13 protein-coding genes are annotated in these 12,390 nt (G+C 57.5%); 3 read left to right on the top strand and 10 right to left on the bottom strand.

Annotated elements, in window-relative coordinates; translation table 11 throughout:
- Positions 1-3: 3 nt before the first annotated feature.
- Positions 4-774, bottom strand: a complete 771-nt coding sequence (gene cobA, locus CJ255_RS00750; RefSeq protein WP_097642178.1) for a uroporphyrinogen-III C-methyltransferase — start codon at positions 772-774, stop codon at positions 4-6.
- Between the two features lie 701 nt (positions 775-1,475).
- Here cobA and tpx point away from each other — a divergent pair.
- A complete protein-coding gene (gene tpx / locus CJ255_RS00745) occupies positions 1,476-1,991 on the top strand; it encodes a thiol peroxidase (protein WP_097642177.1) in 516 nt (171 codons plus the stop codon).
- 43 nt (positions 1,992-2,034) lie between these two features.
- On the opposite strand, the gene cas4 is transcribed toward tpx, so the two are convergent.
- The 4 genes from cas4 to CJ255_RS00725 all read right to left on the bottom strand — a co-directional run bounded on the left by cas4 (position 2,035) and on the right by CJ255_RS00725 (position 4,441).
- Entirely contained in the window at positions 2,035-2,541 is a 507-nt protein-coding gene (gene cas4, locus CJ255_RS00740; RefSeq protein WP_245863088.1) for a CRISPR-associated protein Cas4, read from the bottom strand.
- On the bottom strand, positions 2,538-2,759 hold the full coding sequence (locus CJ255_RS00735; protein ID WP_097642175.1) for a hypothetical protein: 222 nt from the start codon (positions 2,757-2,759) through the stop codon (positions 2,538-2,540). Before CJ255_RS00735 ends, cas4 begins: the two co-directional genes overlap by 4 nt.
- A gap of 17 nt (positions 2,760-2,776) precedes the next feature.
- Entirely contained in the window at positions 2,777-3,040 is a 264-nt protein-coding gene (locus CJ255_RS00730) for a DUF433 domain-containing protein (protein WP_097642174.1), read from the bottom strand.
- Between the two features lie 213 nt (positions 3,041-3,253).
- Positions 3,254-4,441, bottom strand: coding sequence for a M50 family metallopeptidase (locus CJ255_RS00725; RefSeq protein ID WP_097642173.1), 1,188 nt, complete (start codon positions 4,439-4,441; stop codon positions 3,254-3,256).
- A gap of 539 nt (positions 4,442-4,980) precedes the next feature.
- Here CJ255_RS00725 and bicA point away from each other — a divergent pair.
- Positions 4,981-6,699, top strand: coding sequence for a bicarbonate transporter BicA (gene bicA / locus CJ255_RS00720; protein ID WP_097642172.1), 1,719 nt, complete (start codon positions 4,981-4,983; stop codon positions 6,697-6,699).
- Here the strand turns inward: bicA and arsM are convergent.
- From arsM to CJ255_RS22350, 3 genes are all read right to left on the bottom strand, one after another.
- Positions 6,665-7,498 (bottom strand): arsenite methyltransferase, encoded by an 834-nt coding sequence (arsM, locus tag CJ255_RS00715; protein WP_097642171.1) that lies wholly within the window; start codon positions 7,496-7,498, stop codon positions 6,665-6,667. The two genes, bicA and arsM, sit on opposite strands and share 35 nt — an antisense overlap.
- A gap of 104 nt (positions 7,499-7,602) precedes the next feature.
- Complete coding sequence (locus tag CJ255_RS00710) at positions 7,603-7,947, bottom strand: ArsR/SmtB family transcription factor (protein WP_097642170.1); 345 nt, start codon at positions 7,945-7,947, stop codon at positions 7,603-7,605.
- A gap of 62 nt (positions 7,948-8,009) precedes the next feature.
- Entirely contained in the window at positions 8,010-8,204 is a 195-nt protein-coding gene (locus CJ255_RS22350; protein ID WP_124681772.1) for a hypothetical protein, read from the bottom strand.
- Positions 8,205-8,534: 330 nt separating this feature from the next.
- Between CJ255_RS22350 and CJ255_RS00705 the strand changes: the two genes are divergently transcribed.
- Entirely contained in the window at positions 8,535-9,281 is a 747-nt protein-coding gene (locus CJ255_RS00705; protein ID WP_097642169.1) for a metalloregulator ArsR/SmtB family transcription factor, read from the top strand.
- Here CJ255_RS00705 and CJ255_RS00700 read toward each other — a convergent pair.
- Complete coding sequence (locus CJ255_RS00700; RefSeq protein WP_097642168.1) at positions 9,271-10,500, bottom strand: ATP-binding response regulator; 1,230 nt, start codon at positions 10,498-10,500, stop codon at positions 9,271-9,273. The genes CJ255_RS00705 and CJ255_RS00700 overlap by 11 nt on opposite strands.
- A gap of 97 nt (positions 10,501-10,597) precedes the next feature.
- The gene (locus CJ255_RS00695) at positions 10,598-12,052 is read right to left on the bottom strand and encodes a DUF2135 domain-containing protein (protein ID WP_097642167.1); all 1,455 of its coding nucleotides are present in this window, start codon (positions 12,050-12,052) and stop codon (positions 10,598-10,600) included.
- Positions 12,053-12,390 lie beyond the last annotated feature (338 nt).

Raw genomic sequence — 12,390 nt, 5'->3', positions numbered from 1 at the left:
CGCTCAAAAGGTCGTAAAGCCCTCGGCAACCTCGTGCGGATCGAACCAGGCCAGTTGCTCGGCCATGGCCGCGACAGCACCAATGACTAGGATGGCCGGAGTTGGGAGCATGTGGTCGCGCAGCCGATCCGGCAGGGTCGCAAGGGTTGCTTGGAGCGTCTCTTGCTCATTGGTGGTAGCGCGGCTGATCACCGCCACCGGGGTGGTGGCGCTACGCCCAGCGGCGAGCAGAGCGGCACAGACGCGATCGGCGCGATGCAGGCCCATCATGATCACAAGGGTGGGAATGCGGGCCAACGCCGACCAATCGGTGGGGCTATTGGTATCAGATGCCTCGTGGCCAGTGACCACCGCGAAGCCGGTTGCAAGACCCCGGTAGGTCAAGGGGATACCGGCGTAGGCCGGGGCGGCGAGGGCCGACGAGACCCCCGGCACGATCTCGAAGGGCAGGTTGGCCGCAGCGAGGGCGGCGGCCTCTTCACCCGCATGGCCAAAGACACTCGGATCGCCGCCTTTGAGCCGCACCACTTGGCGTCCAGCCCGCACATGGGCCACCATCAACTCAGTGATGGCATCTTGTTCCAGGGTGTGCTTATCGTGCGACTTCCCGACAAAGACGCGTTCGGCAGCTTCGGGCGCTTCGGCCAGCAGTTGACGTGCCACCAGCCAGTCGTAGAGAACAACATCAGCTTGACGTAGGAGGTGTATACCGCGAACAGTGATCAGATCAGCGCGGCCAGGGCCAGCACCGACGAGGTAGGCTTTACCAGGCATAGGGCTAGGGCTCGTTTGGTCTAGGGTATTGGTTGGCTCCATCGGGGCTATTATATCAGACCTAGCCATGAGGGCAGGAAACAGAAACGAGAAACGAGAAAATAGGCAATAGCGCAAAAGTCACCCTAGCGGAGTGCCAACTTTAGGGAAGCGGATGCTGTTGATTACCCCGTTGCGTTGCCATCCTGAGCGAAGGTTCGTAGGAACATTCCTGTTTGCGCCGTAGGTAGTGCCAACTTATGGTGTTCCAGAAATTAATCCGGTGTCGCGGCACGGGCTAGACCTGATAGATATGCCAGATTTGCGAGGTCTGGTTAGCGGATTATTTACTGGAAGACCATTAGTCGGCTTCCCATCGCTGCCAAAGACCTCAGCCGACTAAAGTCGGCACTACGATAGTCGTAAACCATGAACTATTCAGCATGACAGGCTGCTGGGATACTTAAAAGTTTCTGCTTCCCTTAGTCGGGGCCAAGTATTGACAAATGGTTTGCATATCGTGTACAATAACTATGCACTATGAGGATAAGTGTTCAGACTTGGGGTAAGCAACTGCTGGGTGCGCGGGCCTCCGGCCCGCATGCGGGCCGGAGGCCCGCGCACCCAGAAGAAGTGTGAACACTTACACTATGAGAGGGTTTTGCACAGACTGCACCGCCCTCCGCGTATCCTAACCCCTTCTATAGCAAGGAGAAGACACCATGAGCGAGCGCGCTGCTGCGTTCGATTTCTTCGGTCCACGGGCCCTCGTCGGCCCTGAGTTGGCTGTTGGTCAGGCTGCTCCCGCCTTTACGCTGCTCAACAGCAAACTCAAAGAGGTCACCCTGGCCGATTTTGCTGGTAAACCCCTCATTTTGAGCGTCGTCCCTTCGCTTGATACTGGTGTCTGCTCGAAGCAGTCGGTGCGCTTCAATACCGAAGCGGTTGCCCTGGCCGATCAGGTCAATGTTGTGACGGTGAGTGCCGATCTGCCCTTCGCCCAAGCGCGCTGGTGCAGCAGCAGTGAGGCCAAGAACCTCATTACGCTCTCGGATCATCGTGAGATGAGCTTTGCCCAAGCTTACGGTACCTACCTAAAAGATTTTCGGCTCAACAGCCGCGCTGTTTTTCTGATTGATGGCGCAGGCATCATCCAGTACGCCGAATATGTACCACAGGCCGGACAAGAGCCCGATTATGATGCGCTGCTTGCGGCGCTACGTCCGCTGTTGGGGTAGGGGTAGAATACAGCAACAAGAAAATAGGAAATAGGAGTATATCTCACAGCGCCTCATCGCACTCGTCACGCAGGCCGCATCCGGCGCAGCGGGCGGGTGCGTTGTGGCTGCGGGCCACCGCCTCGGCCTCAAGGAGTTCGCGCATGTTCTCGATGGTAGCGAGCAGTTGGGCGCGGATGGCGGGCGTGTAGGGGCAGCGAAAGGTGTTGTCGGCATAGCGCAGCAGGCCGTAAGGGGGAGTTTCCCCATAGTGCTCTTCAACCAAGAGGCAATAGGCGGCAAGCTGCATTACATCAGATTCATAGGGGGCAAGCGCACGACGACTCGGCTTGACCTCAACCGGGATCATGGCGCCATCCTGCTCAATCAGGTAGTCGGGCCGTCCACTCAGGCCATAGCGTTGCGCGTAGAGTGGCCGTTCGGGTGTGTGCTGTGCGCTAACATCCTCGGCATGCACGCGAGCCCACGGCAGGCCGCTACGCCGACGCAGCAGCACCGCGCCGGTGAGCAGTAGCAGCGCAAGGGCAATCAGTACAAGGGCAAGATTCACAGCAGAAAGAGCAGTAAGAGGCCCAGGGCCATCGCCAAGACCCCGGCCCAGAGGGCGACATTACTCAGGCGCACGAGCATACCGTGGCGGGCGTGGCGGCGCACGCCTGCGGCGCGGCGGCCAGCCCCACGCGGCTGGGCCCCCGCCACACGGCGTAACCACCAAGCCTTGGCACAGAAGGTATATTCAGCGATTTCGCTGGCGCGAACATTTGGCATAGATTGCATGATTGGTATTAGATCTCAAGCTCTTCGTATGTGCCTAGCGCAGCCCGTTCGACCGGGAGGTTGAGCAACGCAACCTCATAATCCAACACGGCTTCCACATCAGCGCGCTGGACGCCGGGAAACCACTCAAGAAATTGGTCAATGGTTGCACCATCACGCAAATTCTCAAATAACGCCACAACCGGAACGCGTGTACCCCGAAAGACCCAGGTGCCACTTACAACATCAGGGTGAGCTTCGACGGCTGCAAGATCGCTCCAATTTCTTTCCATCAGACTCTCTCTTTGGCGGATTCGCCCTCAAAATAAAACCTGTAAGTTAGGATGCGCGAGGGAACCAGGTTCCCTCGCATCCTCCCGCCGTATGCCCCAAGGGGCGGGTTATACCAATTACCATTGAACATGCCGCATAGCAGATTACGTCAGACCGCATTGCAATGAGGTATACCCTGCTTGTCACTCGCCACTCATCACTCGTAACTGGTATTAGCCTCCGCCAAGCACGGGGTTGCCACGAATAGCATTCATGACATCATTGACCGTAATGAGCAGCATGAGCCCCATGAGCGCCATGAAGCCAAAGGCGTGAACCATTGCCTCCTTTTCCGGTGGAACCTTCTTGCCACCGCGTAGCCACTCGATCAGCGCAAAGATGATATGGCTCCCGTCGAGGGCGGGGATGGGGAGGAGGTTGAGGATGAAGAGGTTGAGGCTCAGGATGGCGGTAAGGTTCCAGAAGGCGAGGAAGCCACCGGGCTGCTGAATGACTTCGCCGGTAGCGCGGGCGATCCCGACGGGGCCAATCGGCTCGCCGTTGGGCGATGGTTCAGGCGTAAAGAGCCCGAAGAGTGCAGCGGGCAAGCCAGCGAGAGCCTCAAGCATGCGCCCGGTCAACTCGAAGCTATAGGTAATGCCGTGCCAGACGGCCCCAATTGGCCCAGTGGCAACCATCTCAACATCGGCGCTATAGCTAAAGCCAAAGCCAAGTGGGATATTCGCGCCGTCAGGGGTGGTCCAAGGGCCGGGGATGATATTGAGGCGCAGCTCTTGGCCATCGCGCAGCACGCGGGCCTCAATCGGGCGCCCTGCGTTGCTTTGGGCCACACTGCTGATCACATCTGCCGAGGTGGCGGGGCGACCATTGAGGCTCACCAAGAGATCGCCGCTCTGCATGCCCGCAGCGGCAGCAGGCGTATCGGGGTAGATCTGGCCGAGCATTTGGCGTCCGGTGGGGGTGGGGATGCCCATGACCATGAAGAGAATGGCGAAGATCAGCATGGCCAAGAAGAGATTCATGAGTGGGCCAGCGACCATGACGGCAATTTTGCGCCATGGTGGGGCTGCGGCGAGGCTGCCGCCAGCACCGTAGAGGGGATCATCGGGACTATCGCCACTTGCAAAGCGCACAAAGCCACCGAGTGGCAACCAATTGAGCGTATATTTGACCCCATTGCGCTCAAACATCACCATTGCTCGCGGTGGAAAGCCAATTCCAAACTCTTCGACTTTAATTCCCATCCGAATAGCAGTCAAAAAATGGCCCAATTCATGAACCACAACGAGCAAGCCAAGCATCAACAGAAAGGCAACAATCGAAATCAAGGGATTGCTGCTTTGCGTTTCAGCCGCTTGTTGGAGTACCTGGGTACTCGCGAGCGTGACCAGGGATTGCATAGAAACTCCAGAGCTTTTGCACAATCAGACAGCGGGCCGCCGCTTGCAGCCCGCCGCATCCAATAGTAGTAGTGTAGCGAATCCGCTAACGGGCGTCAAGGGGAGATGAAGCGGCGGGTGTGACGTAAATTTTTGTTAGCGCGAAAAAGCCTTGGGTTGGCAGGCGACCTCGCGGTGGCTTCGACAGGCTCAGCCACCGCGCCGCTGGCTCGGTGGTTGAGCCTGCCGAAACCAGCCTGTCGAAGCCAAGCGGCGCGGCCCAGAGCTTTTTCGCGCTAACAAATTTTTGCATGGTGTTCTCGGCGTTCCTCACGCCGCAGGCTAAAGCCTGCGTCTGGTATGCGGTCGAAGCCCGCTACGCGGGCTGAGCATGACTGGCTCGCAGCCCGCGTAGCGGGCTTTCGCATAGCAGCCGGCGGCTTTAGCCGCCGGCGTGGTACTGTTGAGGCTACGCCTCAACCCCGCTTGGTTTTGTGTTATAATACGATCCACAAGTCGTGATTTGCTATTCGTTCTTTACCAAAGCCAAAGGAGTGGGCATGCGGCTGTTCAACCAGATCCGGTTTGACAATCTGCGCGGAGATCTCTTTGGGGGCGTGACGACGGCGATTGTCTCGTTGCCGCTGGCCTTGACCTTTGGGGTGGCGTCGGGTGCGGGTGCGGCAGCAGGGCTTTATGGGGCGGTCTTGGTGGGCCTCTTTGCGGCGCTCTTTGGCGGCACTTCGACGCTCATTTCGGAGCCAACCGGGCCAATGACGGTGATTATGACGGCGGTGATTACGGCGATGTTGGCCGCTAATCCAGAGTATGGCTTGGCAATGGCGTTTACGGTGGTGATGATTGCGGGGCTTTTTCAGGTTTTGTTGGGGGTGCTGAAACTGGGCAACTATATTACCCTGATGCCCTATGCGGTCATTTCGGGTTTTATGTCTGGGATCGGGATCATTCTGATCATTTTGCAGTTGGGGCCGCTCATGGGCCAGCCTAGTCCGCCGGGGGGGGTGTGGGGCACCTTGCAGCAGTTGCCCACGTTGGTGGCGAACCTGCGTTGGCAAGAGTTGCTCTTGGGGTTGCTGGCACTGGCGATTCTCTTTCTCTTTCCCTCCCGCTGGAAACGCTATGCGCCGCCCCAATTGGTCGCCTTGGTGGCCGGTACCCTGGTGGCGCTCTTCTTCTTTGCCGATGCCGACCTGCGGCAGATTGGGGCCATTCCGGTGGGTTTGCCCACCCTGATCTGGCCGACGTTTACGCCGGAGTTGGTGATCACAATGGTGCTTGATGGGATGATCTTGGGCTTGCTGGGAGCGATTGATACGACACTGACCGCGATGATTGCCGATAGCCTTACCCGCAGCGAACACAAGACCGACAAAGAGTTGATTGGTCAGGGGCTTGGCAATCTGATGGCGGGGCTGTTTGGAGCCTTGCCGGGGGCCGGGGCCACAATGGGCACGGTGGTCAATATCCAGAGTGGGGCGCGTAGCGCTCTGGCTGGGATTGTTCGTGCGCTCATCTTGTTGTTTGTCGTGCTTGGTGCAGCCCAACTGACCGAACAGATCCCGTTGGCTGTCTTGGCCGGTATCGCCCTCTATGTTGGCTTCAACATTCTCGATTGGAGTTTCTTGAAACGGGCCCACCGTGTTTCTTGGCCAACGACGTTGATTATGTATGGTGTGTTGCTGCTGACCGTCTTGGTTGATCTGATTGTCGCGGTGGGGGTGGGCATCTTTATTGCCAACATCCTGACCATTGAGCGGTTGAGTGCGCTCCAGGCGGAGCAGGTGAAGACGGTGAGTGACGCTGATGATGCGATTGTGCTGACCCCCCGCGAGCGTGAGTTGCTCAACCAAGCGGGGGGGCAGGTGCTGCTCTTCTACCTGAGTGGCCCTATGATCTTTGGTGTTTCAAAGGCGATTGCACGGCAACATGCAAAGCTGGGGGCTTATCAGACGATTGTGTTTGATCTGAGTAATGTGCCGTTGCTGGATGATACGATTGCACTCGCGCTTGAGAATGCGATCAAGGATGCCCTAGAGACGGGCTGCACGATCTATTTGGTGCTACCGGCGGGGCAACTGCGGGCACAACTGGCGCGGCTCGATCTCTTCCAGTTGCTACCAGCCGAGCAGGTGCTACACGAGCGCGAGGCGGCCTTGCAGCAAGCGGTGGAGGGCTTGAAGGGGACGCGAGGACGCGAGGATGCGAGGCCCTCGCCGCTTCGCCTCACGCATCCTTGCAAGGCGGACGGCGGGCACTAATCGCGCAACTGGTCACGCGGCCTTCGAGCATGGGCAATAGCTCGGCAGGTAGACCTTCGAGCATCTCGGAGCCTTCGTTCCGCAGATCGGCAACGGTGTAGCGGTGCAATACCTCCAGGTTCACTGCGGTAAACCCGGCTGCCTCTAGGAGGTTTCGGTAATCGTCCATTGTCAATGCACCTGCAAAGCATGACGACCAACTCAAAGCCGAGCGGATGGTCGCTTCGGGAAGCGGAAAGGCTGTGAGATCGCCATCAAAAACAATGTCAGAGACAGCGAGGCGTCCGCCGGGGCGGAGTACGCGGAAGGCATCATTGAGTACCTGCGCCTTATCGGGTACGAGGTTGATCACACAATTGGAGATAATCACATCAACAGATTGATCGGGCAGGGGGATAGCCTCAATATCCCCCTTGAGGAAGCTCACATTGGTTGCCCCAACGCGGGCCGCATTCCGCCGGGCGGTCTCAAGCATCGCGTCGGTCATGTCAAGGCCATAGACAAAGCCGTCAGGCCCGACCTGCTGGGCCGCCAAGATTACCTCAAGGCCGCCCCCGGAGCCAAGGTCAAGCACAACCTCACCAGGTTGCAGCGTCGCCAGCGCAAGCGCATTGCCACAGCCAAACGACGTGGTCACCACACCCTCTGGCAACCGAGCCAGCGTCTCGGCACCATAGATCTGCACCTCAGTACTGGTGGTTGTGTCAGTTGTACAACAACTCCCCCGCGTAATCGCCTGCCCGTAGTGTTCCTGCACCGCCGCCTTGATCGCACTGGAATCGGGGATGGTCTGACGCATACGTTCCTCCTTAGATTGATGAACTTCGATATTTAACCCATAAGAAAGAAAACAGCAATGAGAACATAGAAAATAGGTTTGCGCCCTCGCGCCCTCGCGCCCTACTAGAGCAAGGCATCAAGATGGGCCACAATGCGAGCCCGCAGGGCTGCAAGGGCCTCGCAGCGCACCGTGTAATAGGCCCAGAGGCCACGGCGCTCACAATCAATCAGGCCCGCCTCACGCAACAGGCGCAGATGGTGTGAAACGGTAGGTTGCTTAACCGGCAAGGCCGCCTCAAGATCACAGACACAGACAGGTTCTTCGTGTTGGGCCAACAGATCAAGGATCTGAAGCCGAATCGGATGCCCAAGCAGCCCCAATTGCGCACCAAAAGCCTGCGCATCTTCGCTACTCAGGCGAGCTTGCAAGCGCGGAGCGCAACAACCTGTTGGGAGTAATTTTGCCATGTTGGGGTGGAGTATAGCATGTATATCGAAGGTTGTCAATATGAGAAATCACCACATAGGCATCATCGCTCCGCATAGATCACCTCAGATGAACGCAAAATCGTCTGGCGTCGTAGATAGTTGGCGCTTTGCTCGATCGCCTTGCGGTCAAGCAGATCGACGGGGCGGTGAAAGATCTGTTCCAACTGCTCGCCCATGCTGACGAGATCAAATAGGCTGTAACGCACATCGTCGTGGAACCGAACGAGTACATCCAAGGGTCATTGGTATGGGTGTGACTGGAATCTGTAGGGCGGTGCCCTGCAACCCCGCCAGACAGGGGGAAATGCGGGGGAACCAGGTTCCCCCGCACCCCCTATCTACACATTTTGGTCACACCCAATTGGTATGTATAGAGCCATATTGACAATCCCTTGGGCTCTGGGTATGATCTAGAGCTACCGCAATATTGTCTAAGAAGCTGTCTGAAAAGCTAGTGAGCACGCGTTGGAGTGCCGGCTTTAGCCGGCTGAAGCCGGCACTCCAACGCCAGTTCATGGACGTTTCAGACAGCATCTAAACCCTCTGGGAGAGAAGCCTGAAACCACGTGAGCGATTCAAAGCAATCCACTCCCAATACGCCAGCGTTGCTGCCTGAAGGGCTAAAGTTGTTGGCTGATGAGACGCGCTGGCGGCTGATTCTGGCCTTGCGCCAGGGTGATTACCAAGTGGGTGAATTGACCACCCAGCTTGGTCTGCCGCAGAATCTCGTCTCCTACCATTTGAGTGCCCTACGCCAGGGCGGGCTTGTGCAGATCCATCGCAGTGACGCCGATGGACGGGTGATCTACTATAGCCTTGATTTTGCTGCACTCAAGGATATCTACCGCGATCTCGGGGTGCGCTTGTGCGTTCCTAACCATGTCCCTGTAGCCCGTGAGCTATCAGGCACTATCGTTTTCCTCTGTACCGCCAATAGTGCCCGCTCGCAAATGGCTGAAGCGTGGTTACGCCACCTCGGCCAAGGCCAATACATCGTGCGAAGTGCTGGCACACGGCCACAGCCGATCCACCCGCTCACAAGCCGGGTTATGGCTGAAGTAGGCGTTGATCTCGGTTCGCAGTATGCCAAGGGCCTAGAGGCGCTGCAGGACCTGCGCCCCGACCTGATTATCACGGTTTGCGATATAACCCGCGAAGCGTGTGCCTATTGGGGCAGTGAGGTTGCTCAGATTCATTGGAGCATCAGCGACCCGCTTGCCGCCCCGGAAGGTGAGCAAGAGGCCATGTTCCGTGCGGTGCGCGACGCCTTGCACCTGCGGGTTGAGGGGCTTTTGGCCAGTTTCAGCGAATAAATTCCCAGGGTGGGGTTTGGCGCAGCACTCGTTCCTGTTCGGCAGCCCGCACGCGGGTAATGAGCAACTGGCGCAATTCGGGGTCATCGAAAGCGCGGGCCAGGGCGGCAACGCCGCTATTCTCAGCGGTGGCTGCGACGTAAAAGGATGGATGGGGTTGTTCGGCGTTGCGGTAGAGCAACCCCACCTCAGCCAACTCACCCAAGGCACTCTGCACCTCCCATGGTGGCTCCTTGAGCCATTCGCTGAGGCTGAGGGTATTGTGACGCATTTGGGGATGTTGGTAGAGGACGAGTAGCAGGTGCAGTTTGAGTGGGCGATCCACCCAGCCAGGCGCAATCAGGCTGGCACAGGCCGCCGAGAGGCGCGAGACTTGTCCGGGCTGACGGGGTTCAGGGCCGGGGCGGCGCGGCAACGGTGGTAGCGGCGCGGGGCGTTGTTCAGGTGTTGTTGCTGTGCGATAGGAGGGTGTCGTAGGCTGATCCCACATAATCATGACCGCCCCAGTATGGCCGGGCGCACCTGCGGTGGGCGCGGTACCAACGAAGATGCGGCGGGGTGGATGGCCAGGCAAACAGAGATCGAGCGCCCGTGGGCGGGGTGAAATGACCGAACCCAAGAGCGCATCAAGGGCCGGGGGATTGACGAGTACCCCACTGCTCGGATCGCGCAGGGGCAAGAGTGCAGCAACCGGATGGCCAACCGCAGCCATGCGATCCTGTTGAATCAGTGCTGCCGCATGGCTATTGAGGTACGTCACGAGGCCATTGGCATCTACGGCAATCACTGCGTCCCCGGCACCATCCAGGATCGAACTGAGCAACTCAGCACGAGCACTTGCCTGATGATCGCGGCGGTGGCGTTCAACCGCCATGGTCATCGAAGCCAGCAGGGTTGCCTCATCAAACGGCTTGACTAAATAGCCATAGGGGGCTGTACTACGCGCCCGCAGTAGGGTCATATCGTCGGCAAACGCCGTGAGGTAAATAATTGGAACTTGATAGTGGGCAAGAATCTGATCTGCCGCAGTAATTCCGTCCATCTCACCACGCAGACGAATATCCATAAGAATCAGATCAGGACGCAGATTGAGCGCCTGATTAACCGCTTCACCGCCACTCGTAGCTACAGCGGCCACCTTATAGCCATGGTTACTCAACAGCGCCCTGGTGTCCATCGCCACCAGTAGCTCATCTTCAACGATTAGGATGCTCGTCATGGCGTTATATCATTTCAGAGTTCAGGGGGGAAGCGAAGCCTCCCCCCAAAAAATTCTACACCTTTGCACAGGCGTGGCTACAACGGTAGCAAAGGTATTAGCGTACCTCCACCCGGCCAACTTCCACCCGACGATCACCAGGACGTGAGACCCCAGTGAAGGTATAGACTTGGCCTTGGATCACGGCACGTACACTGAAGGGCACAGCCTCACTTCCGCCACAGCCACTGAAGTAGTCAACCTGAATAATGTAGGTTCCAGGCGGTGCCTCGCCGCTCGGCCAGAAGATATTCTCAGGCCGCCCTAAGATCATATTCCAACACAGGTTATCACGGTCGAGTTGGCCCCCACTCCGGCTGCGTGTATTGGCATAGTAGATGCGTTCCCCATTGGGATCGATCACATGGAGGTCAAGGTCAACCCGAGCGTTCCAATTGAGGGTAATCTGCACATCGCCCGTACCAGCCGAGGTGTCTTGGCGGCCAAAGCAAGGCGGACGACCAGCGGTGAAGTTGGCGAGATCAAGGTTGGCCTCAGAGTAGACAAACTCCTGCGGATTTTGGGCATTGACGGTGGTATTGCCAATGGGTCGCCAGTAGCTAGCGAAGCGCGGGACATAGCCAGTCGAGCGGTTTACTTCAGAGAAGTGCCACACCTCGATCAGATCATAGGTTCCATTGGGAAGCCACCAATCGGCTTGGCGCGGTTGCCCATAGTTCCAACTCAGCGGGTGAACATAGGCATTTACCGTCATCGTCCAGTTCTGCGGTGGTGTCCAAGCCCAACTCTGTTGCGGGTCGGCAAGCGTATAGCTTCTGACACACACCCCATAGGTGACCGTGTAGGGAAGGTTGCCGTCAGGTGGTGGGTAGACACCGCTCTCGTAGCGATGCGGATTGCGTACACGGATTCTGCCACCGTTGGTATTACGCCACGTCGTATCACTGCGAGAAAAGCGGAATAATCCCCAAGGTGAGAAGTGGGTGGTTGCCACTGTCGCTATGCGATTCTCGGCATCTACCGTCGCTGGTACCATCTGCCATTCCCCACTTGTGGCATCGTAGTAGGTGAAACCAAGGACACTGGCGGGATCGACGTCGTTGGGAATAGGCAGATTGAGGATCACTGGGGTATTAAAGGTAAAACCCTCTGGCCCGAGTTGGTAGACCAAGCCAACTGGGGTAAACTCGCTTGGTAGGCTTGGGGTACGATCGACCACCTGCATATTGAAGGTCATCTCGCCCACCTGCCCATCATCCCGAAGTGGCACTGCTCCAGGAGGAATCTCTAAGCTCGCGCCGCTATCGGTGGTTACGAGCCCACCAGTTTGACTGTCCACAACCACGACGCCTTGGCCAAGCGCATCGGGAAAGGGTGTGTTCACAATCGGCAGGTAGATGCGATGGTTGCCATCACTCTCGGCTGCCTGCACGCTACGTTCGCTCGGTACTAACGTTAGCCCCGTTGTAGCGATGCCAACAATGCTCATGCTGATGAGTAACCAAATGGTTAATCCACTTGTCACGATACGTCTCAACGAATGTTTAGGCATAGTCCCCTCCTTGCAACTATACACCACATACAATGCAGTATAAATCCAAAAAAGTTCCTGTGCCGTAAAGAAATCTCAACGGTGTAGCAATAACTATAACACCCTTCGGAGAGTTCGGTGGGGTCGTGTGCCCATTCGTATTACATGTAGGGCTGCCGCCCTGAAACCCGCTTTGGGGCTATGCCCCAAAACCCCGCCGGAGGGTTAACGTCATGCGCAACGAGCAATATTTGACCAAAAGCGTAACTTTTGGCCCCTTCAAACGGTATACATGATAAGAGGCTGATCAGCCCAAGCCATACGCGGGGTGTTGCGCGACACCCCGCGTGCAAAGAAAG

This window comes from Candidatus Viridilinea mediisalina (assembly GCF_002532535.1).
GTDB classification, from domain to species: Bacteria; Chloroflexota; Chloroflexia; order Chloroflexales; family Chloroflexaceae; genus Viridilinea; species Viridilinea mediisalina.
The sequence above is the reverse complement of the archived record's forward strand: the minus strand, read 5'-3'. Positions and strand labels throughout refer to the sequence as shown.